Genomic DNA, 20,744 nt, shown 5'->3' with positions numbered 1-20,744 from the left:
AACCAGGCACGTAGCCACGGGGTCCGCCAGCGGCGCACCCCTGGGCACGCTAGATTGGCGCGCAGACCTGCACGATGGGAGCAAGACATGGCGCATGACCAGTTCGGCGGACTGACCGGGTGGGACTTCGAGGGTTTCCACAGCGGCGGCGACACAGAACTGTGGCGGCGTCTCGGAAGCAAGGTGGTCAGCGTCAACGACGACGGCCGGGAGGTCACCGGCGTCCGCTTCGCCGTCTGGGCGCCCAACGCGCGCTCGGTCCAGGTGATCGGCGACTTCAACTGGTGGACCGGCGACCAGCTGCACCTCGTGCCCGGCACCGGCGTGTGGGCCGCCTTCGTCCCCGGCCTCGACGAGGGCACCCTCTACAAGTTCCGGATCGAGACGGCCGACGGCCAGTGGCTCGAGAAGGTGGACCCCATGGCCCGGTTCTCCGAGCAGGCACCGGCCAACGCGTCGATCGTCTACGAGTCGAAGTACCTCTGGGCCGACGACGAGTGGATCGCCAAGCGGCGCGCCGCGCAGGCCCACGCCGAGCCGATGAGCATCTACGAGGTACACCTCGGTGGCTGGCGCAAGGGCAAGAGCTACCTGGACCTGGCCGAAGAACTGGTCAGCTACGTCAAGTGGCAGGGCTACACGCATGTCGAGCTGATGCCTGTGGCGGAGCACCCCTTCGAGCCCAGCTGGGGATACCAGGTCACCGGCTACTTCTCCCCCACGTCGCGCTTCGGCAAGCCTGATGACCTGCGCTACCTCATCGACCGCCTGCACCAGGCGGGCATCGGCGTGATCATGGACTGGGTGCCCGGCCACTTCCCGAAGGACGCGTGGGCGCTGGGCCGCTTCGACGGCACCGCGCTCTACGAGCACGCTGACCCCCGGCAGGGCGAGCATCAGGACTGGGGCACCTACATCTTCAACTACGGCCGCAACGAGGTGAAGAGCTTCCTGGTGTCCAACGCGCTGTACTGGATCCAGGAGTTCCACGTCGACGGGCTGCGCGTCGACGCCGTGGCCTCGATGCTCTACCTGGACTACTCCCGTGAGGAGGGCCAGTGGGTGCCCAACCAGCACGGCGGACGCGAGAACCTCGAGGCGATCGACTTCCTGCGCTACGTCAACCGCCACCTCTACGAGCGCGAGCCCGGCGTCCTGATGATCGCTGAGGAGTCGACGAGCTTCGCCGGCGTCACCAAGCCGGTGCACGAGGGCGGGCTGGGCTTCGGCTTCAAGTGGAACATGGGCTGGATGAACGACACGCTGCGCTACCTGCAGCTGGACCCGGTCTACCGCCAGCACGAGCACAACCTGCTCACCTTCGCGATGGTCTACCAGTACTCGGAGAACTTCATCCTGCCGATCAGCCACGACGAGGTCGTGCACGGCAAGGGCTCCATGATCAACAAGGTCCCCCAAGACGACTGGCGCAAGTTCGCGACGCTGCGCGCCTACTACTCCTTCATGTGGAGCTTCCCCGGCAAGCAGCTGGTGTTCATGGGTTGCGAGTTCGGCCAGCGCCCGGAGTTCAACGAATCCGTCTCGCTCGAGTGGTGGGTCAGCGAGCTGTGGGGGCACGGTGGCCTGCAGCGCCTCTTCCGCGACCTGAATCTCATCTACCGCGCCAACCCCGCGCTCTACGAGCTGGACAGCTCCCCTGACGGCTTCAGCTGGATCAATGCGGACGACCCCGGGCACAACGCGCTGTCCTGGGTCCGCCACGACTCGCAGGGCAACCATGTCGCCTGCATCGTGAACTTCTCCCCCGTGCCGCTCCAGGACTACGAGATCGGCCTGCCCGTGGACGGCAGCTGGGAGGAGATCCTCAACACCGACGCGCCCATCTACGACGGTTCAGGCGAGTTCGGCAACCTCGGCGAGGTGCACGCGATCGACGAGCCGTGGGGCCACTGGCCGGCGCGCGCCAACGTCACGGTGCCCCCGCTCGGATCGGTCTGGTTGCGCAGGGCAGCAGGTCAGTGAGCGAGTTCCATGTCTCCGTCGACATCACCGGCGGCGTCGGCACACTCCGCTGGGAGGAGCAACAGGTCGACGTCGACACGCTGAAGCGGGCCATCTCGCTCGCCGCTGACGACGCCATCCTCGCCCACAACCTGCGCAGGCTCCAGGTGGAGCTGCCGGAGTGGGACACGGCGGCGCGGGTCTCGCTGCACCGCGCCGGCTTCCGGCTCGAGGGGCGCCTGCGCTCCGTGCTGGAGCCCCAGCCGGGCGTCTTCCGCGACATCCTCGTGTACTCGCGCCTCGCCATCGATCCCGTCTACGGCGAGGTGGGTTTCTCGGGCGTGCTGGATTCGATCCTGCCCACCAAACGCCTGATCGCCCATGCGTTGTTCCGCGACGCGGAGGGCCGGGTGCTGCTGCTGGAGACGTCCTACAAGGACGACTGGGAGCTGCCCGGCGGTGTCGTCGAGCCCGGGGAGTCGCCCCGCGTCGGCGGCGAACGCGAGTGCCTGGAGGAGCTCGGCATCGAGGTGCGGTTCGGCCAGCCACTGCTCGTCGACTGGATGCCGCCGTACCTCGGCTGGTCGGATGCGCTGGAGCTCATCTTCGACGGCGGGGTGCTCGACGACGACACCATCTCGCGGCTGGGCACCGACGACCCCGAGATCGTCGCCATCCACTGGGTGGCACCGGAGGACGTCGAACCCCACGTCATGGACCTGTCCGCCCGCCGGATCCGTCTGATGCTGGACGGCTACACCGGGCTCACCGAGAACGGCTACCCGGTCCCCGACGCCGGCTGAGCCCCGCGGTCCGCGCGAGGGTTCAGAGGGTGACACCGAACATCTGTGCGGTGGCGCGAGCTGAGGGCTGACCCGCTTCGGGATCTGCCCCCGCCTCCAGCAGCGCCGCGATCACGGCCTGTTCCTGTTTGAACACGGCCCCGGCCAATGGGGACTGGCCCCGGTTGTTCAGGGCGTCCGGATCAGCACCCAGTGCCGCCAGGGCGCGCACGGTTCCGGCATGGCCGTGGTAGGCGGCCAACATGAGCAGTGTGTTGCCGTCGGCATCCGTGAGGTCGACGGGCGCGCCCGCCTCGATGTAGGCGCTCAACCGCTGCGTCTCGCCCTGCCGTGCTCGATCGAAGAGCCAGTCGGCCAGCGCCGCAGGGTCCGAACCGTCAGGAATTTCACTCATGGATGGAACCCTAGCCCGCCTATGCTGGAACGCATGGCACGGTCCGCATCCGCCCTTCCCACCTCCACTTACCGCCTTCAGCTGAACGCGGACTTCACCTTCGAGGACGCCACCAGGCAGCTGCCCTATCTGGCTTCACTGGGCGTCACCCACATCTTCTGCTCCCCCATCCTCCAGGCCGCCCCGGGCTCCATGCACGGCTACGACGTGGTGGACCACTCGCGGATCTCCGTGGAGTGCGGCGGCGAGGACGGGTTCCGCAGGATGGTGGCGGCCGCGCGGGAACTGGAGCTCGGCATCATCGTCGACGTCGTGCCCAACCACATGGCGGTCCCCACCCCGCTGTGGCTCAACCACGCGCTGTGGGACGTGCTGCGCTCGGGCGCTGACTCGGAGTTCGCCGGCTGGTTCGACATCGACCTCACCCGTTCCCGCGCCATCCTCATGCCGGTGCTCGGCCGGCGCATCGGGGACGAACTGGCAGACAACACGATCCGGCTGGAGAACCGGATGTTCCCCGGCGGCGGCGAGCCGGTCATCGTCTACCACGACCACGTCTTCCCGGTCCGCCCGGGCACTGAGCACCTGCCGCTCATCGAACTCCTCGAGCAGCAGTGGTACCGCCTGGCCTACTGGAAGGTCGGCAACGAGGAACTCAACTACCGGCGCTTCTTCGACGTCGACACGCTCGCGGCCATCCGCGTGGAGGACCCGGAGGTCTTCGAGACGAGCCACGCCAAGCTCATCGAGCTGTTCGACGAGGGGCTGATCGACGGCTTCCGCATCGACCATCCGGACGGCCTGGCCACCCCGCGCGGCTACCTCCAGATGCTGCAGCGCGCCACCGGGGGTTGCTGGGTGGTGGTGGAGAAGATCCTGGAGCCGCACGAGCAGTTGCCGGAGGGCTCCCGGTGCGCGGGCACCACGGGCTACGACGCCCTGCTGCGGGTCAACGGTCTGTTCCACGATTCCAGCCAGTTGGCCAGGTTGAACGACCTGTGGGAGCGCACTGCGGACACGTCCGAGGGCTGGTTCGGCCAGGTGCTCCAGCAGGCCAAGGAGGAACTGGTCAGGACGATGCTGTTCACGGAGGTGAACCGGCTTACCTCCATCGCCGTGGCCGTCTGCGGCTCAGACCTGAGGCTGCGCGACCACACCCGTCGCGACCTCGAGCGGGCGATCCGGAGCCTGCTCGTCCACATGGACCGCTACAGGGCCTATCTCGAACCCGGGCTGCCCGCCAACGACGCAGAGCTCGCCGTCGTGCACGAGGCGGCAGACCGGGCACGCCCGGAGCTGGACGACGACGAGCAGGCCACGCTCGACTTCATCGTGGCCCTCGTCTCGGGCGAGGACCCCACCGGTGAGGGTGGCGGCGCGGAGACCCTGCCCTCGGTGACCGCGCACCCCGTCACCACCGAGCTGCCGGATTCGCGGCCTGATGTGGCTGCCCTCCGCGCGGAGTTCATGATCCGCTTCGCCCAGACCTGCGGGCCGGTGATGGCCAAGGCCAAGGAGGACACCGCCTTCTACCGCTGGAACCGCTTCGTTGGTGTCAACGAGGTGGGCAGCGAACCCACCATCGTCGGGATCTCGCCTGATGCCTTCCATGATTTCTGCGAGCAGCTGAACCAGCAGTGGCCGGCCACCATGACCACCCTGTCCACGCACGACACCAAGCGCTCCGAGGACGTCCGGGCCCGGCTGTCCGCGCTGCTGGAGCACGCCAAGGCCTGGGAGGCGTGCCTGGCAGAACTGCGCGCCGCCACTGAGGAGATCCGCTCGCCGCTGGTCGACGGCGCCACCGAACTGCTCGTGTGGCAGACCCTGGCGGCCGTGCGTCCCATCACCGAGGAACGGCTCGACAGGTACCTGACCAAGGCGATGCGCGAGGCGAAGCGGCACACCACCTGGACCGCCCCGGAAGCCGCCTACGAGTCGGCGGTGCTGGACCTCGCGCACGCGGGGCTGAGGAACGACCGGTGCGCCGCGGCCCTGGCGGAGTTCGACGACGTGACCGCGGACACCGTCCGCTGCAACGTGCTGGGCGCGAAGCTGATCCAACTGACCATGCCCGGGGTGCCGGACGTGTACCAGGGCTGCGAGATCGTCAACGTCTCGCTCGTCGACCCCGACAACCGCCGGCCGGTGGATTTCGTCAGGCGCGCCAAGCTGCTCGCCGAACTCGACGCCATCACCGCACCGGGCTCCCTGGACGCCGAGAAGCTGCTGGTCACCAGCCGCGCCCTGCGGCTACGGCGCCAGAACGCCGACGCCTTCCGCGGCCCGGGGGCCACCTACGCGCCGGTCCCCACCACCTCCGGTCACGCAGTGGCCTTCGCACGGGGCACCGAAGGCGGCGGCGTGAAAGCGGTCACCGTCGCCACCAGGCTCCCCTCCGCACTGGCTGAGCGGGGAGGCTGGGGCGAGCACCTGATCATCCTCCCGGAGGGCCGGTACCGCTGCATGTTCACCGGTCTGGAGATCGAGGGCGGCGCGCAACCGCTGGCGAGCCTCCTCACAGAGCTCCCCGTCGCGCTGCTGATGGCGGTGGACGCCTGATGCGCCCAGAGGTCTGGGCGCCCCTGCCCACCGTCGTCGAACTGCAGCTGGGCACCAGCCGCCACCCCATGCGGCCGGACCCCCTCAGGCCCGGATGGTGGGTCGCGGACCATGAGTTCGACGCCGGAAGCCGCTACGGCTTCGTCCTGGACGGCGAGGGCCCCTTCCCGGACCCGCGTTCGTTCAGCCTCCCGGACGGGGTACACGGCCTGAGCCGCGCTGTGGCTCTGCCCAAGCAACGCCCAACGGGATATCTCGGGACGCCCCTGCGCGGCAAGGTCCTCTACGAACTGCACGTCGGCACGTTCACGGACGAGGGCACCCTCGACGCCGCCGCCGGTCGTCTCGCCGACCTCCTCGAGCTCGGGGTCGAGGCCGTCGAACTGATGCCGCTCAGCGCTTTCGCCGGTGACCGGGGGTGGGGCTACGACGGTGTCGCGCCCTGGTCCGTGCACGCGGCCTACGGCGACCAGGAGGCGCTCGTGCGCTTCGTCGACGCGGCCCATGAACACGGGTTGGCCGTGCTCCTCGACGTGGTGCACAACCACCTCGGCCCCGAGGGGAACTACCTGTCGAAGTTCGGCCCGTACTTCACCGAGCGCCACACCACGCCCTGGGGACCGGCCGTCAACCTGGACGATGTGGGGGCCGCGGAAGTGCGCCGCTATCTGATCGGGTCGGCCCGCCATTTCCTCGTCGACATCGGGATGGACGGGCTGCGCCTCGACGCCGTGCACGCTCTCCGGGACGACTCGGCGCGGCATTTCCTCGCGGAACTCTCCGACGAGGTGGCCGGCTGGGAGGCCGAGACCGGCCGCCCGCTCACCCTGTTCGCGGAGTCAGACCTGAACCGCGCCGAGATGGTCTCCCCCGTCGGCACGTCCCCCGGAGCCAAGGGCATGGACGGGCAGTGGGCCGACGACATCCACCACGCGCTGCACTCATTCTTCGGCAGAGAGACGCAGGGCTACTACGTCGACTACGGCACCCCCGAGATCCTCGTCAAGGCCCTCACCCGGGTGTTCGTGCGCGACGGGGGCATCTCCGCCTTCCGGGGCACGCCGTGGGGCGCGCCCGTGGACCCGACAACCCCCCACTACGACGGGCACTCATTCGTGGCCTCGCTGCAGAACCACGATCAGGTGGGCAACCGAGCCGTGGGCGATCGCTTCCACATGCATGCCGGTCACGCCGCCCAGTCGGCCGCCGCAGCGCTGTACCTCCTGGGACCCTTCACTCCGATGATCTTCATGGGAGAGGAGTGGGCCGCGTCCAGCCCATTCCCCTACTTCAGCCGGCTCGGACCTGAACTCGGGCCGTTGGTGACCGAGGGCCGGGCCCGGGAATTCGCCGCCATGGGGTGGCAGCAACAAACCCCTGACCCCCAGGCTGAGGAGACCTTCCTCAGCGCGAAGCTGCACTGGGAGGAGCGCTCAGAGGGGAACCACGCCGAGATGCTCGAGTGGTACCGCGCCCTGCTCCGCCTGCGCCGCGAACACCCCGAGTTCCGCAGCCCGGACCTCGCCGCCGTCGGTGCCGAGGTGCTCGACGCAGACACCGTGGCGCTGCACCGGGGACCGTTCACGATCCTCGCCTCCCGCGTGCCGGACCGGGTGAGAGCCCCCCGCGGCGAGGTGCTCGCATCGACCGGCGGCTGCATCGTCGTGCGGCGCGGGTGAGCCTGGCAAGATGGAACCCATGACTGATGCGAACTTCACGCGCCCGGGCGCCGTTGACCTGTCCTCACTGACGGATGCCGCGCCGACGGGTGGCAGCTACGTCACCTCGGTGACCGAGGCCAGCTTCAACGACCTTGCCGGCAAATCGATGCAGCACCCGGTCGTCGTCGAGTTCTTCTCCCCCCGGGACCCCAACGGCCAGCAGGTCTCCGCAGCGCTGGCCGAGCTGATCAACGCCGCGCAGGGTCGCTTCCTGCTGGGCCGCGTCGATGTGGATGCCGAACCGCGGCTGGCCCAGGCGCTGGGCGTGCAGGCCGTGCCCACCGTCGTCGCCCTCATCGGGGGCCAGATGGCCCCCCTGTTCCAGGGCACCAAGTCCCGCGAGGAGATCTCGGCGGTGCTCGACCAGATCGCGCAGCTCGCCGTCGGCAACGGCATGACCGGCCGGGCGCAGCCCGTGGGTGGTGCCCCCGCCGGCAACGGCGACGCTGAGCAGCAGCCCGTCGCCAACCCGCGCTTCGCGAAGGCCGACGCCGCGCTGCAGGCGGGCGACTTCGCACAGGCCGTCCGGGAATTCGACGAACTGCTCAAGGAGACCCCGCACGACGCCGAGGTCGTCGCCGGCCGCGCCCAGAGCGCCCTGCTGGAGCGCTCCGCCACCTTCAACCCCGCGGAGATCGTGGAGCGGGCCGCCGCCCAGCCAGACGATGTCGCCGCCCAACTCGACGCGGCAGACCTCGAGGTCATCAACGGCCGCTACGAGGAGGCGTTCGACAGGCTGCTCGGCCTTGCCGCCGAGAGCGACGAGGAGCAGCGCGACGCCATCCGCGTGCGCCTGCTGGAGCTCTTCGAGGTCGTCGGCCGCGCTGAGAAGGTCGTCCTCAAGGCACGCCGCCGGCTCGCGTCCGTCCTGTTCTGAATAGGATGACTGGCATGGCACATGAGCGCGCCGGCCTGCCGGCCCAGGAATCAGATCTCATCAACGTCGACGAACTCCTCGCCGCCTACTACGACCGCACACCGGATCCGTCCAACCCGGACGAGATGGTCGTCTTCGGCACGTCGGGGCACCGTGGTTCCTCCCTCGACACCGCCTTCAACGAGGCGCACATCGCCGCCACCACCCAGGCGATCGTCGAGTACCGCGCCGCGCAGGGCACCACGGGGCCGCTGTTCATCGGCAAGGACACCCACGCCCTGTCGCTGCCCGCCTGGAAGACGGCGCTCGAGGTGCTGCACGCCAACGGCGTGAAGGTGCTGGCGGAGCGCGAGGACGAGTACACGCCCACGCCCGCCGTCTCGCGCGCCATCATCCGGTACAACAACAACGGCGGCGCGGCGCAGGCAGACGGCATCGTCGTGACCCCGTCACACAACCCGCCGCGCGACGGCGGCTTCAAGTACAACCCCCCGACGGGGGGCCCCGCAGACAGCGACGCCACCAAGGTGATCGCCGCCCGCGCCAACGAACTGCTCTCGGACATGGGCGCCGTCCGGCGCACGCCCTACGAGAAGATCGCCACGGACATCGAGCGCTACGACTACCGCTCCCCCTACTGCGCGGAGCTGGCCCAGGCGCTCAACTTCCCCGCCATCATGTCGGCCGGCCTCACGCACGGCGCTGATCCCATGGGCGGCGCGTCCGTCCAGTACTGGCAGTACCTCGCCGAGCAGGGCCTCCCCATCGAGGTCGTCAACCCGGAGGTGGACCCCACCTGGCGGTTCATGACGCTCGACACCGACGGCAAGATCCGCATGGACTGCTCCTCCCCCAACGCGATGGCCTCCCTCGTCGCCCAGCGCGACAGGTACACCGTCGCCACCGGCAACGACGCGGATTCGGACCGCCACGGGATCGTCACGCCGGACGCCGGCCTGATGAACCCCAACGCCTACCTGGCCGTGGCGATCAACTACCTGTTCGCCCACCGTTCCGGTTGGTCGTCCGCCGCCGGCATCGGCAAGACGCTGGTGTCGAGCTCGTTGATCGACAAGGTGGCCACCAAGCTCGGTCGTCGCCTCGTGGAGGTTCCGGTCGGCTTCAAGTGGTTCGTGCCCGGCCTCATGGACGGCTCCATCGGCTTCGGCGGTGAGGAATCCGCAGGCGCGTCCTTCTTGACCCTGGACGGCCGCACGTGGACCACGGACAAGGACGGCATCCTCCTGGCGCTGTTGGCGTCCGAGATCATCGCCGTCACCGGCAAGACCCCCAGCGAGCACTACGCGGAGCTCGAGGCCGAATTCGGGAGGTCCTACTACGCACGCGTGGACGCCGACGCCAACCGCGAGCAGAAGGCGCGCCTCGGCAGCCTCGGCCGCGCCGACGTGACCGTCGACGAGTTGGCCGGGGAGCCCATCCGCACGGTGCTGTCGCACGCCCCCGGCAACGACGCGCCCATCGGCGGCATCAAGGTGACCACGGACAACGCCTGGTTCGCGGCGCGCCCGTCCGGCACCGAGGACAAGTACAAGATCTACGCCGAATCGCTGCGCTCCGAGGAGCATCTCGCGGAGGTGCAGGTGGCCGCCAAGGCGCTCGTCGACGCCGCTCTCGAGAACTGAGTCCGAGGGCCACCCCGCCGCCGGCGGCCGCACCCCCTATGGAAAACTAGGAGCCATGGAAAACTCTGATCTGTTCATCTGCATCGATCACGTCGGCCTGGCCGTCCCGGACCTCGATGAGGCCGTCAAGTTCCACACGGAGGTCTTCGGCTGGCGCGAACTGCACCGCGAGGTCAACGAGGAGCAAGGCGTTGCCGAGGCCATGATGGGAACCGGCGAGCAGGGCGAGGAGAACGCCAAGATCCAGCTCCTGGCCCCGCTGAACGAGAACTCGACCATCGCCAAGTTCATCGACCGCAACGGTGCCGGCATGCAGCAACTCGCCTACCGCGTGGCGGACCTGGACAAGGTCAGCGAAACCCTCAAGGAGCGCGGCATGCGCCTCCTGTTCCCGGAGGCCAAGCGCGGCACCGGCGGCTCCCGCATCAACTTCGTGCACCCCAAGGACGCACGCGGTGTGCTCCTCGAGCTCGTTGAACTCCCCAAGGAGCCCGCAGCGCACTGACGTTGCATGCTTTCCCGGCACAGAGGGGGCGGGGCGGTCATCCGCCCCGCCCCCTTCGTGTCGGTTCCGGTGATCCGGCGCGGGCACCGACTAGGCTCTGGAAGAGCGAGATGGAAGGACTGCACGGTGACTGAACCCCAGGACCTCGAAACCGAGGAGACCGGACTCAACCTGTTCGACGACAGGGCCTCGGCGGTGGGCAGCTTCCCCAATTCGATGCTCGGCTACGACAAGCATTCCGTCGACAGCTACGTGCGGGAGCTGGAGAACCGCGTCGCCGAGCTCAAGATGCAGGTACGTGAGCAGGCCCGCGAAACCCGCTACGTCCGCGACACCGTCGGCGACACGGATTTCAGCCGGCTGGGCGCCCACGCCGCCGGCCTCCTCAGGTCTGCCGAAGCGCAGGCGGGTGACCTGATCGACCGCGCCCAGCACGAAGCAGAACGGATCAAGACGGAGGCGCGCCGCACCGCGGCCGCGCTGCGCGAGTCCGCACAGCAGGAAGCAGACGACGTGCGCCTCACCGGCCTCGCGGGGCTGCGCCAACTCCGCCAGGAGCAGGCACAGGCAGGCAAGGCAACGCTCGAAACTGCCCGCCGCGACGCGGACCTCATCCTCGAAGACGCCCGCATCCGGGCCAAGGCACTGCTCGACGGCGCAACCGCGCGCTCCGAGAGCCTCCTCGAAGCCGGCCGGGCAGAAGCGAACCGGGTGCTCAAGGAGGCGGAGCGCCGGGCCATCGAGCTCAAGCTCGAAACCGAGCGCGCCGCGGAGAAGTCGGCCACGGAACTCGCCGCCCACGCGAAAGCCACGGATGACGCCATCGCTGAGCGGCTCGCACAAGCGGACAAGGGCGCTTCGGCGGCGGCGGACCGGGCCATGAAGGCCCGCGACGAGGCCCAGGCCATCCGCGCCGAGGCTGTCAAGGCCGCGGAAGAGATCCGGCTGACCGCCACCCGCCAGAGCGAGGAGACGCTCACCGTCCTCCGCGAGCGCGTTTCGCGCGCAGAGGCGGAGCTCGAGGAGAAGGTCGCCTGGCGCAAAGAACAGCTGGAGCGCGAGATCGCCTCGCTGGAAGCCCGCCGCGCGAACGCGCTCGGGCAACTGAGCAACCTGCGCGCCCTGGCCGAGGAATCCGGCGAGCAGTACGCCGAGAACACCACCACGGTCATCCCGACCGCAGACCCGGACAGCGAGACCACCATCATCCGAAACAGCAACGAGCAACCGTGAGCCACCCCAACGAGGCGGCGGCCGACGCCGCCCCCGGGGCCGCCCCCGCTTCCGAGGCGCCCAGCGCCACCCCCGACACGGCAGTCACGCCCAGGCACGTCGGGGCCGGCCGCGCGCGGCTGCCCCGCGTCGTCGGCCGCTTCTTCGGCACGACGGCGCGCGGCGCCCGCAAGATGCTCACGCCGTTGCCTGAAGCCATCGTCGAGCCGGTGCCCCCCACTCCCCACGCCGTCGAGGAGCGCCGCTACTCGGCCTTCGGCATGGGCTTCATGGGCGCCATCGGTGTGCTCGTCGCCCTGGCGCTGGCCCAGGCCGTCCTCACCGTGCAGAGCGTGCTCATCCTCGCCGTCCTGGCGCTCTTCCTGGCGCTGGGGCTCAACCCGGCCGTCGAGTTCCTGACCCGCCTGCGCGTACCCCGCGGCATCGGGGTGGCGCTGGTGACCCTCATGCTCCTCGGCGTGCTGGCCCTGGGCGTGGTGGCGCTGGTGCCCATCTTCACCGAGCAGACCACCGCCCTCACCACGCAGTTGCCGGAGATGTTGCAGACGCTCCTGAACCATCCGCTCCTGGCGGAGTGGGAACAGCGCGACGAAGTGCTGGCGCGGGCGCAGGAGTTCATCACCTCCGGCGCGCTGCTCCAGAACCTCTTCGGTGGGCTGATGGGCGCGGGCCGCCTGGTGGCCAACCTCGTCTTCTCCGTGATCGTCACGTTGGTGCTCACGGTGTACTTCCTGGCGTCCCTCCCCACCATCAAGGAGACCATCTACGCCCTCGCCCCCGCCAGCCGGCGCCCCCGTGCGCGCTACCTGGCCGACGGCATCTTCGGCGGCGTCTCCGGCTACATCACCGGCATGTTCGTGATCGTCAGCATCGCGTCGGTGTCTGCGTTGATCTTCATGAACATCGCCGGGCTGGGCGACTACTCCCTGGCGCTGGCCTTCGTCGTCGCGATCTTCTGCTTCATCCCGTTGGTCGGCTCCAGCTTGGCCATGATCACGGTCGCCATCGTCGGTTTCGCGGTGGATCCGGCCATCGGCATCGCCACCATCATCTACTTCGTGATCTACCAGCAGTTCGACGCCTACATCCTCTACCCGAACGTGATGAAGCGCACCGTGAAGGTGCCGGGCGCATTGGTGGTGCTCTCGGCGATCATCGGCGGCATGCTGTTCGGTGTGATCGGGGCCGTCATCGCCATTCCCACCACCGCCGCGGTGCTGCTGCTGTACCGCGAGATCATCCAGCCGGCGCTCGACGCCTCCTGATCCACGGAGCAAGCCTGCTAGGTTGGTCGGGTGCGTTTGGTCATTGCGAGGTGCCAGGTTGATTACGTGGGCAGGCTGACCGCCCACCTTCCCCTGGCCACCCGGCTCATCCTGGTCAAGGCTGACGGGTCGGTCTCGATCCACGCGGATGACCGCGCCTACAAGCCGCTCAACTGGATGAGCCCTCCCTGCACCCTGAAGATCACGCAGCCGGATCCGGAGGCCTCCGAACGCCTCGGGATCACCGAAGTGTGGCAGGTGCGAGCCAAGGACGGCGACACCCTGCACATCTCTATCGCGGACGTCCTGCACGATTCGGCCCACGAACTCGGCATCGACCCCGGCCTGCAGAAGGACGGTGTGGAGGAGAATCTCCAGGCCCTCCTCGCTGAGCACCCCGGCACGCTGGGCGAAGGCCTCAAGCTGGTGCAGCGCGAATACCTCACCCCCATCGGCCCGGTGGACCTCCTCCTGCGGGAAGGCACCGGCTACGTCGCCGTCGAGGTGAAACGCCGAGGCGAGATCGACGGTGTGGAACAGCTCACCCGCTACCTCGAACTGATGAACCGCGACCCCCAACTATCCCCCGTGCGCGGCATCTTCGCCGCCCAGCAGATCAAGCCGCAGGCCCGGACGCTCGCCACCGACAGGGGTATCGAGTGCCGCCTGATCGACTACGACGCACTGCGGGGTCTCGACAACGTCGACGAGCGGCTCTTCTGATGGGCCGGCGCCCCTCCAAGCACCTGCGGGCGCCGCGCCCGCTGCTCTCCGGCGGCTCACAGCGCAGGGTGAGGAGGGGGGGCATCAGCTACATCGTGCGCGACGTCCCCGCACACCGGGCGGAGAAGGAGTACCGCTGTCCCGGCTGCCAGCAGACGGTCGCCTCCGGCACCGCGCATGTCGTCGCCTGGCCGGAGAACGGCGCCTACGGCATCGACACCGGCATCGAGGCCCGACGACATTGGCACACACACTGCTGGGGACAGGCATGACGAACCAACTGCACCACCTCACCATCGGCTCCAGGGAACACACCGCCGTGTTCCTGCACGGGCTCTTCGGCCAAGGCAAGAACTTCGGCTCCATCGCCACCGGGCTGACAGACGTCGCCACCAGCTACCTGGTGGATCTGCCCAACCACGGCCGCTCGCCGTGGACGGAGACGTTCTCGCTGGACAACCAGGCCGCCGAGGTCGCCGAATGGCTCCACCAGTCGTTCGACGAGCCCATCGCACTCATCGGCCACTCGCTGGGCGGCAAGATCGCCATGCGCGTCGCCCTCCAGGCGCCGGAACTGGTCGAGAAGCTGATGGTGGTGGACATCTCGCCCGCCCGCAACGTGGAGGCGGCCCAGTTCGTCAACCTGGTGGCCGCGCTGCGCTCACTCGACCTGGCAGAGGTGCACAGCCGCACCCAGGCCGAGGAGGCCCTCGAGGAACTCATCCCGGACCAGACGGTGCGCCGCTTCCTGCTGCAGAACCTCCACCACAAGGACCACGTGTGGTTCTGGCTGGCGAACCTGGACCTGCTGGCAGATTCACTCCACGCGGTGGGCGGCTGGCCCCACATCGAGGGCGAGTTCGACGGGCCGGTGTTGTGGGTGACCGGAGGCCGCTCCCCCTACTGTCTGCCTGAGCATGAGGCGCCCATGCAGGCGCTCTTCCCGCGGGTGCGTCAGGTGACGGTGAAGAACGCCGGGCATTGGGTGCACGCCGATGACCCGGAGACCTTCACCAGCATCACCCGGATGTTCCTGACCCAGAACTGAGGAGCGGCGGCACTTCCTGGCTGAGCACGAAGATGCCCATCACCAGCACGAAGATGCCGAAACCCTTGCGCAGCGCCTTTTCCGGAACCATCCGGGTCAGGCGGGCACCGAGGAGCGCGCCGACCATGGCCGTGGCGGTCACTCCCAGCACGAGCGGCCAGTCGATGCTCACCGTCGTCAGGTAGCCGGCTAGGCCTGCGAACGACTTCATCGAAATCACCAGCAGCGACGTGCCCACGGCCACGGACATGCGCAACCCTCCGAGCAGCGCGAGCGCCGGAACGACGAGGAACCCACCGCCGGCGCCCACCAGACCGGTGACGGCGCCGACGACGAGCCCTTCGACCACGATCTTCGCCACGGGGAGATGGTCGCGCTCCTTCGTCGTCCCTGCTTTGCGGCCGCGGATCATGGCCACCGAGGTGGCGATCATCATCAACGCGAAGAGCAGCATCAGCACGAAGCCCGGGATGTGGCCCCCGACCAGACCACCGGCGAACGCGCCGGCCATGCTGGCCGCGCCGAAGACCAGGCCGGTGCGCCACTGCACGTTACCGGTGCGCGCGTGCGCGAAGAGGCTCAGCGCCGAGGTGGCACCCACGATGAACAGCGAGGAGGCGATCGCCTCCTTGGGCCCCATGCCAGCGACGTAGGTCAGTAGCGGCACGGTGAGGATGGACCCGCCGCCGCCGAGGAGGCCCAGTGAGAGCCCGACGGCGACGGCGAGGACCAGTACCAGGACTGTGGTCGCCACCTACTTGGCGGCTTCCTGGTAGTCGAGCCACCCCAGCCAGCTACCGTCCAGTTCGGCCACGTCGTAGCCCTTCCGACGCAGGGCCGAGGCGGCCACGGAGTTGCGGACCCCGCTGCGGCAGTAGGAGACGATCCTGCCGTCGCGGGGCAGCTCGTCAAGATGCCACAGGACGCGACCGCCGCTCAACTGGTACGAACCGTCGATGGCCCCCTCGGCGTGCTCGGTCTTGTTGCGGACGTCCAGCAGCATGTCGCGCTCGTAGGACGCGAGCTCGGCCGGCTGGATCACCATCGGGGTGTACATGGGCAGCCCGTCGAGGCTCGTGGTGTAACCGCCGACCTGGTCGATCCCGACGCGCATGAGGTGCTGCCGGTAGGCGTTGGCCTCGTCGCGGTCCGACGCAAGCAGGACCAGGGACGCTGTGTCGGTCTCGGGATCGTAGACCCAGGAGCCGTAGGTGGCGGACTTCTCCAGGCCGGGCACGTTCACGGAGCCCTTCACCGTCCCGCCATGGACCTCGTCGTGCGGACGCGTGTCGACGAGGATGACCTCGCCGTCGCCGATCTGCGCCGCCAGGGACACGTTGTCCAGTTCGGGGAGTTCGGCGAGGGGGTGGCCCAGCACGGCCGGTCCGCTCCGGTTCTGACGCTTCATCCGCCCGAAGTAGGCGTGGGCGTCGGGCTGGCCGTCGAGCAGCTCATAGACGAAGCCCTGCTCGTCGTCGGAGGCCAGGAAGGGTGCCCACCAGGCGTAGGTGCGCTCGTAGCCCACCGTGGTGGACGGCAGCGCGCCGAGCGCCTTGCCGCAGGCGCTGCCCGCGCCGTGGGCCGGGTAGACCTGCACGTGGTCAGGGAGCTGGAGGAAGACGTTCTTGAGACTGGCGAAGAGCTGCCTGGCGCCACCGAAGCGGGTGTCGACTCCACCGGCGGCCTCGTCGAGCAGGTCGGGGCGGCCGAGGTCGCCGGAGAAGACGAAGTCGCCGGACAGCAGGTAGCCGGGGTCGCTGGCGAAGGCGCCGTCGGTGACGAGGAATGACAGGTGTTCGGGGGTGTGGCCCGGGGTGTGACGGGCCTCGATCGTGATGTTGCCGATGGTGATGGTGTCGCGGTCGTAGAGACGCTCACCCTCGAAGTCGTATTGCCAGTCCTCGCCGCCCTCACCTGAGACGTAGATCGTGGCGCCCGTGGCTGCGGCGAGTTCGCGGGTGCCGGACAGGTAGTCGGCGTGGATGTGGGTCTCGGTGACGGCCACGATCAACATGTCGTGGTGGGCGGCCAGCTTGAGGTACTCGTCGATGTCGCGTCGGGGGTCGACGACGACGGCGGTGTTCTCCGCCTGGCATCCGATCAGGTAGCTGGCCTGAGCGAGATCTTCGTCGTAGAAGCGATGCAGCAGCATGGTGATCTTCTCCTCGTGGGTCTGTGATGACACCACCATAACAGATACCCCCGGGGGTATCCACGAGACCGACGAAGACCGTTGTCAGGTCACTGAAGAGTGAATCAGCCGAGCGTGACGGCGGTGATCTTCGCCTCCGCGATGGGCGAGGTCTGGTCCCCCGCGTCCACGCCCTGGGCCGCGATGCCGCCCACCACATCGATGCCGGCCTGGTCCATGGCGCCGAAGACGGTGTAGTCCGGCGCCAACTGCGAATCCGCATAGACCAGGAAGAACTGCGAACCGTTGGTGTCCGGGCCCGCATTGGCCATAGCGACGGTTCCCGTCGGGTAGGCCGCCTGACCCAGGTCCTTGATGGGCTCGAGTTCGTCGGCGTAGCTGTAGCCCGGCCCACCCATGCCCGTGGCCGACGGGTCCCCGCACTGCAGCACGAAGATGCCGTAGTCCGTGAGGCGGTGGCACACGGTGTCGTCGAAGTACCCCTGCTCCGCGAGCGAGACGAACGAGTTGACGGTGCACGGGGCCTTGGCCCGGTCCATCGTGATGGTGACGTCACCTGCCGTCAGCTCGAGCGTGGCGGTCACCTCGCCCTGCGTCGGCACCCCTGTGGTGGCTGGCGCGTCGACGGCCTTCGCGGGTTCCCCCGCGCTGGGGTACTCGCAGGTGGTGGTGTTCTCGCCCGAGACCGGACCTGTGTTGGTCTGGTTCGCGTCGGTACAGGCGGACAGGGACACGAGCGCGGCCGCGCTCAACATGGCAAGGGCTCGAATACGCACGGCTTCACTGTGGCATAGATTGGGACCATGGTCACACTCTCGAAGATCTATACCCGCACCGGCGACGCGGGCACCACCCGCCTGTCAGACAACTCCGAAGTCCGCAAGACCGATCTGCGCGTCGAGGCCTACGGGCACACGGACGAGGCGAATTCCGTCATCGGTGTGGCCGTCGCCCTCGGAGGGTTGCCGGAGCGGGTGGTCGAGATGCTGGCCCTCGTCCGCAACGAGCTGTTCGACGTGGGCGCGGACATCTCCAACCCGCTGGACCCGGACCCCAAGTGGCCCCCGCTGCGCATCGAGCAGCCCTCAATCGACCGCCTCGAGGCGTATTGCGACGAGCTCCAGGAGGACCTGCCGGTCCTGCGCAGCTTCATCCTCCCCGGTGGGAGCCCCTCGGGCGCGCAGCTCCATGTGGCCCGCACGGTGGCCCGCCGCGCCGAGCGGGCAGCGTGGGCCTGCGCCGAGGAGTACGGGTTGGACGCTGATGGCGGGGTGAACTCGCTGGCGATCAAGTACCTCAACCGCCTCTCGGATCTGCTGTTCATCATGAGCCGCGCCGCCAACGGCGCGGAGCATGAAGTCCTCTGGGTGCCGGGCACTGACCGCGAGAAGCCGACGCGAGCCTGACGGTGACCGCTTCCGCGGGGCCCCGGAAAATCAGAGGGGCGAGTCAGCCGAGGTGGGCAGATAGTTGGAGCCGGGCGGGGCGGACTCGAGCCAGCTCATGAGGGCCAGCACCTCGTCGCGTGCCATGGACAGCGACGACGTCGACCCGGTGAACCGGTCGCGCACCGTGACGATCATGGAGTCCTCGAACAGCGCGATGGCCTCCAGGCCCGCCGGCTGACGCTGGTGCACGTATGCCGTGGCGACGCGCGGGAAGACCCGTTTGGGGCGCAGGTTCAGCGAGAAGGCCCGGAACCATTCGAGGTTCTCGCCCCGGAATCTCGCCATGCCCAGCACCCAGCCGGAACCGGGGGTCTTCTCGTTGATCTGGTAGGCGCAGTCAAAAAGACCGCCCTGGCCAGTGAGCCAGCGGCGGCGGAGGTAGAGCAGCGCGAAAGGGAGCAGGACAAGAGCGATCACCATCAACGTTGTCCATACGATCTCCCACATCTGCCGGTCTCCTTTCCGCTGCGGGACTTCCCAAGTATGCACTCAGGGCAGCCCCCCGATGGAGGGCCGCCCTGAGTGGTGGGTGCTTCTAGTTGCTGGCCGCTCGTTCGCCTGCGCGAACCTGGGCCTTGAGCATCTTGAGCCGGTGGATCTCGGCGTCGTCGGCCTGGCCCTGCTGGGCCTTCAGGACGAGCGGCGCGAGTTCCTTACGGGCCTCCTCCAGACTCACCTCGTGACCGAGCGTGGCGAACTGCGCCAGCACCGACACGTGGCCGTGTGCCACCGAGATGAACCCGCCGTCGACCATCAGCGACTCGCTGGCGCCCTCTGCGGTCACGATCTCGACCATGGACGGCTCGAGGACCGCCAGCAGCGGTTCGTGACCGGGCAGGATGCCGATGTCGCCCTCGACCGTGCGCGCGATGATGTTCACGGCGTCGCCGGACCAGACCACGCGGTCTGCCGAGACGACCTCGACATGCAGCGGTGCGTGCTCCATGGACTCAGCTTTCCTTCTGCATGCGGTCCCAGTTGGCCATGACGTCATCCATGCCACCGACGTTGAAGAACGCCTGCTCAGCGATGTGGTCGACGTCACCGTTGCAGATCATCTGGAACGACTCGATCGTGTCGGCCAGCGGCACCGAGGAGCCCGGGATGTTCGTGAACTTCTCGGCCATGTAGGTGTTCTGCGACAGGAACTGCTGGATGCGACGCGCACGGTTCACGATGATCTTGTCCTCTTCGGACAGCTCGTCGATACCGAGGATGGCGATGATGTCCTGCAGTTCCTTGTTGCGCTGCAGGATCTGCTTCACGCGCACCGCGGTGTCGTAGTGCTCCTGGCCGATGTACTGCGGGTCAAGGATGCGCGACGACGAGCTGAGCGGGTCCACGGCAGGGTACAGACCACGCGAGGCGATCTCACGGGAGAGTTCCGTGGTGGCGTCCAGGTGGGCGAACGTGGTAGCCGGGGCCGGGTCGGTGTAGTCATCGGCAGGCACATAGATGGCCTGCATCGACGTGATGGAGTGACCCTTCGTCGAGGTGATGCGCTCCTGGAGCTGCCCCATCTCGTCGGCGAGGTTCGGCTGGTAACCCACCGCGGAGGGCATGCGCCCCAGCAGCGTGGAGACCTCGGAACCGGCCTGGGTGAAGCGGAAGATGTTGTCGATGAACAACAGCACGTCCTGGTTCTGCACATCGCGGAAGTACTCCGCCATGGTCAGGGCCGACAGGGCGACGCGCAGGCGGGTGCCCGGCGGCTCGTCCATCTGGCCGAAGACGAGCGCGGTGTCCTTGAGGACGCCCGCCTCTTCCATTTCATTGATCAGGTCGTTGCCCTCACGGGTGCGCTCCCCCACACCGGCGAACACCGAGGTGCCACCGAAGTTGTGGGCGATGCGGTAGATCATCTCCTGGATGAGGACCGTCTTGCCGACGCCCGCACCACCGAAGAGGCCGATCTTGCCGCCCTTCACGTACGGGGTGAGGAGGTCGAGGACCTTGATGCCCGTCTCGAGCATCTCGGTGCGGGACTCCAGCGCGTCGAACGCGGGGGCCGCGCGGTGGATGGGCCAGCGCTCGGTGATCTCGATCGACGCGGGGTCGACGTTGAGCACGTCACCGGTCACGTTCCAGACGTGGCCCTTGGTCACGTCGCCCACGGGCACCGTGATGGCGTCGCCGGTGTCGGTGACCTCGGCCCCACGGCGCATGCCGTCGGTGGGCTTCAGTGCGATGGCGCGCACCACGTTGTCGCCGACGTGGAGGGCAGTTTCCATGGTCATGGTGCGCTTCTCGCCCATGACCTCGGTCTCAACGGTCAGCGCATTGCCGATGGGCGGGATCTGGTCAGCCGCGAACTCGACGTCCACGACGGGGCCGATGACGCGGGTAACGCGGCCGACACCACCGGTGGTGGCCGGCTGCGGGTCGCTCACAGTGGCAGTCATTTGTTA

At 68.3% G+C, this 20,744-nt stretch carries 20 protein-coding genes; 13 read left to right on the top strand and 7 right to left on the bottom strand.

Going from position 1 to position 20,744, the window contains the following annotated elements; all coding sequences use genetic code 11:
• Nucleotides 1–87 precede the first annotated feature (87 nt).
• The gene (gene glgB, locus C3E87_RS01670; protein ID WP_076058563.1) at nt 88–1,983 is read left to right on the top strand and encodes a 1,4-alpha-glucan branching protein GlgB; all 1,896 of its coding nucleotides are present in this window, start codon (nt 88–90) and stop codon (nt 1,981–1,983) included.
• Nucleotides 1,980–2,765, top strand: coding sequence for an NUDIX hydrolase (locus C3E87_RS14795; RefSeq protein ID WP_076058561.1), 786 nt, complete (start codon nt 1,980–1,982; stop codon nt 2,763–2,765). Before glgB ends, C3E87_RS14795 begins: the two co-directional genes overlap by 4 nt.
• Before the next feature lie 22 nt (nt 2,766–2,787).
• On the opposite strand, the gene C3E87_RS01660 is transcribed toward C3E87_RS14795, so the two are convergent.
• The gene (locus C3E87_RS01660) at nt 2,788–3,159 is read right to left on the bottom strand and encodes an ankyrin repeat domain-containing protein (protein ID WP_076058559.1); all 372 of its coding nucleotides are present in this window, start codon (nt 3,157–3,159) and stop codon (nt 2,788–2,790) included.
• Nucleotides 3,160–3,192: 33 nt separating this feature from the next.
• Between C3E87_RS01660 and treY the strand changes: the two genes are divergently transcribed.
• The 10 genes from treY (at nt 3,193) to C3E87_RS01610 (ending at nt 14,736) form a co-directional block, all read left to right on the top strand.
• Entirely contained in the window at nt 3,193–5,721 is a 2,529-nt protein-coding gene (gene treY, locus C3E87_RS01655) for a malto-oligosyltrehalose synthase (protein WP_076059439.1), read from the top strand.
• Complete coding sequence (treZ, locus tag C3E87_RS01650; RefSeq protein ID WP_076058556.1) at nt 5,721–7,400, top strand: malto-oligosyltrehalose trehalohydrolase; 1,680 nt, start codon at nt 5,721–5,723, stop codon at nt 7,398–7,400. The genes treY and treZ overlap by 1 nt, the downstream gene beginning before the upstream one ends.
• 19 nt (nt 7,401–7,419) lie before the next feature.
• A complete protein-coding gene (locus tag C3E87_RS01645; RefSeq protein ID WP_158069022.1) occupies nt 7,420–8,319 on the top strand; it encodes a tetratricopeptide repeat protein in 900 nt (299 codons plus the stop codon).
• Nucleotides 8,320–8,333: 14 nt separating this feature from the next.
• Nucleotides 8,334–9,962, top strand: a complete 1,629-nt coding sequence (gene pgm, locus C3E87_RS01640) for a phosphoglucomutase (alpha-D-glucose-1,6-bisphosphate-dependent) (RefSeq protein ID WP_076058550.1) — start codon at nt 8,334–8,336, stop codon at nt 9,960–9,962.
• A gap of 55 nt (nt 9,963–10,017) precedes the next feature.
• Complete coding sequence (gene mce / locus C3E87_RS01635; protein ID WP_076058548.1) at nt 10,018–10,467, top strand: methylmalonyl-CoA epimerase; 450 nt, start codon at nt 10,018–10,020, stop codon at nt 10,465–10,467.
• A 126-nt stretch (nt 10,468–10,593) separates the two neighbouring features.
• Nucleotides 10,594–11,700, top strand: a complete 1,107-nt coding sequence (locus C3E87_RS01630; RefSeq protein ID WP_076058546.1) for a DivIVA domain-containing protein — start codon at nt 10,594–10,596, stop codon at nt 11,698–11,700.
• Nucleotides 11,697–12,965 (top strand): AI-2E family transporter, encoded by a 1,269-nt coding sequence (locus tag C3E87_RS01625; RefSeq protein ID WP_076058544.1) that lies wholly within the window; start codon nt 11,697–11,699, stop codon nt 12,963–12,965. Before C3E87_RS01630 ends, C3E87_RS01625 begins: the two co-directional genes overlap by 4 nt.
• A 30-nt stretch (nt 12,966–12,995) precedes the next feature.
• Complete coding sequence (gene nucS, locus C3E87_RS01620; protein WP_076058542.1) at nt 12,996–13,688, top strand: endonuclease NucS; 693 nt, start codon at nt 12,996–12,998, stop codon at nt 13,686–13,688.
• Nucleotides 13,688–13,960: a hypothetical protein gene (locus C3E87_RS01615; protein WP_076058540.1), complete on the top strand. Its 273-nt coding sequence runs from the start codon at nt 13,688–13,690 to the stop codon at nt 13,958–13,960. Before nucS ends, C3E87_RS01615 begins: the two co-directional genes overlap by 1 nt.
• Entirely contained in the window at nt 13,957–14,736 is a 780-nt protein-coding gene (locus C3E87_RS01610) for an alpha/beta fold hydrolase (RefSeq protein WP_076058538.1), read from the top strand. Before C3E87_RS01615 ends, C3E87_RS01610 begins: the two co-directional genes overlap by 4 nt.
• Here the strand turns inward: C3E87_RS01610 and C3E87_RS01605 are convergent.
• From C3E87_RS01605 to C3E87_RS01595, 3 genes are all read right to left on the bottom strand, one after another.
• On the bottom strand, nt 14,708–15,490 hold the full coding sequence (locus C3E87_RS01605) for a sulfite exporter TauE/SafE family protein (protein ID WP_083665308.1): 783 nt from the start codon (nt 15,488–15,490) through the stop codon (nt 14,708–14,710). The two genes, C3E87_RS01610 and C3E87_RS01605, sit on opposite strands and share 29 nt — an antisense overlap.
• Nucleotides 15,491–16,888 (bottom strand): rhodanese-like domain-containing protein, encoded by a 1,398-nt coding sequence (locus tag C3E87_RS01600; RefSeq protein ID WP_076059436.1) that lies wholly within the window; start codon nt 16,886–16,888, stop codon nt 15,491–15,493.
• Between the two features lie 104 nt (nt 16,889–16,992).
• On the bottom strand, nt 16,993–17,664 hold the full coding sequence (locus tag C3E87_RS01595; protein ID WP_233120662.1) for a peptidylprolyl isomerase: 672 nt from the start codon (nt 17,662–17,664) through the stop codon (nt 16,993–16,995).
• Nucleotides 17,665–17,691: 27 nt separating this feature from the next.
• Here C3E87_RS01595 and C3E87_RS01590 point away from each other — a divergent pair, with 27 nt between their 5' ends.
• Nucleotides 17,692–18,294 carry a cob(I)yrinic acid a,c-diamide adenosyltransferase gene (locus C3E87_RS01590; RefSeq protein ID WP_076058533.1) on the top strand — a complete coding sequence of 201 codons (603 nt, stop codon included), beginning with the start codon at nt 17,692–17,694 and terminating at the stop codon, nt 18,292–18,294.
• 30 nt (nt 18,295–18,324) lie between these two features.
• Here the strand turns inward: C3E87_RS01590 and C3E87_RS01585 are convergent, their stop codons facing one another.
• The 3 genes from C3E87_RS01585 to atpD all read right to left on the bottom strand — a co-directional run bounded on the left by C3E87_RS01585 (nt 18,325) and on the right by atpD (nt 20,738).
• Nucleotides 18,325–18,783: a DUF2550 domain-containing protein gene (locus tag C3E87_RS01585; protein ID WP_076058530.1), complete on the bottom strand. Its 459-nt coding sequence runs from the start codon at nt 18,781–18,783 to the stop codon at nt 18,325–18,327.
• A gap of 88 nt (nt 18,784–18,871) precedes the next feature.
• A complete protein-coding gene (locus tag C3E87_RS01580; RefSeq protein WP_076058527.1) occupies nt 18,872–19,282 on the bottom strand; it encodes a F0F1 ATP synthase subunit epsilon in 411 nt (136 codons plus the stop codon).
• Between the two features lie 4 nt (nt 19,283–19,286).
• Nucleotides 19,287–20,738: a F0F1 ATP synthase subunit beta gene (gene atpD / locus C3E87_RS01575; protein WP_076058525.1), complete on the bottom strand. Its 1,452-nt coding sequence runs from the start codon at nt 20,736–20,738 to the stop codon at nt 19,287–19,289.
• Nucleotides 20,739–20,744 lie beyond the last annotated feature (6 nt).

The sequence above is a fragment of the Tessaracoccus sp. ZS01 genome, assembly GCF_022342445.1.
In the GTDB taxonomy this organism is placed as follows: Bacteria; Actinomycetota; Actinomycetes; order Propionibacteriales; family Propionibacteriaceae; genus Arachnia.
This window is presented reverse-complemented; position numbering and strand designations above follow the sequence as displayed.

Bases quoted from the DNA above. Each gene is read 5' to 3' on its own strand.
- glgB (WP_076058563.1), top strand. From the start codon at position 88: ATGGCGCATGACCAGTTCGGCGGACTGACCGGGTGGGACTTCGAGGGT.
- C3E87_RS01660 (WP_076058559.1), bottom strand. From the start codon at position 3,159: ATGAGTGAAATTCCTGACGGTTCGGACCCTGCGGCGCTGGCCGACTGG.
- treY (WP_076059439.1), top strand. From the start codon at position 3,193: ATGGCACGGTCCGCATCCGCCCTTCCCACCTCCACTTACCGCCTTCAG.
- treZ (WP_076058556.1), top strand. From the start codon at position 5,721: ATGCGCCCAGAGGTCTGGGCGCCCCTGCCCACCGTCGTCGAACTGCAG.
- C3E87_RS01645 (WP_158069022.1), top strand. From the start codon at position 7,420: ATGACTGATGCGAACTTCACGCGCCCGGGCGCCGTTGACCTGTCCTCA.
- pgm (WP_076058550.1), top strand. From the start codon at position 8,334: ATGGCACATGAGCGCGCCGGCCTGCCGGCCCAGGAATCAGATCTCATC.
- mce (WP_076058548.1), top strand. From the start codon at position 10,018: ATGGAAAACTCTGATCTGTTCATCTGCATCGATCACGTCGGCCTGGCC.
- C3E87_RS01615 (WP_076058540.1), top strand. From the start codon at position 13,688: ATGGGCCGGCGCCCCTCCAAGCACCTGCGGGCGCCGCGCCCGCTGCTC.
- C3E87_RS01610 (WP_076058538.1), top strand. From the start codon at position 13,957: ATGACGAACCAACTGCACCACCTCACCATCGGCTCCAGGGAACACACC.
- C3E87_RS01600 (WP_076059436.1), bottom strand. From the start codon at position 16,888: ATGCTGCTGCATCGCTTCTACGACGAAGATCTCGCTCAGGCCAGCTAC.
- C3E87_RS01590 (WP_076058533.1), top strand. From the start codon at position 17,692: ATGGTCACACTCTCGAAGATCTATACCCGCACCGGCGACGCGGGCACC.
- C3E87_RS01585 (WP_076058530.1), bottom strand. From the start codon at position 18,783: ATGTGGGAGATCGTATGGACAACGTTGATGGTGATCGCTCTTGTCCTG.
- C3E87_RS01580 (WP_076058527.1), bottom strand. From the start codon at position 19,282: ATGGAGCACGCACCGCTGCATGTCGAGGTCGTCTCGGCAGACCGCGTG.
- atpD (WP_076058525.1), bottom strand. From the start codon at position 20,738: ATGACTGCCACTGTGAGCGACCCGCAGCCGGCCACCACCGGTGGTGTC.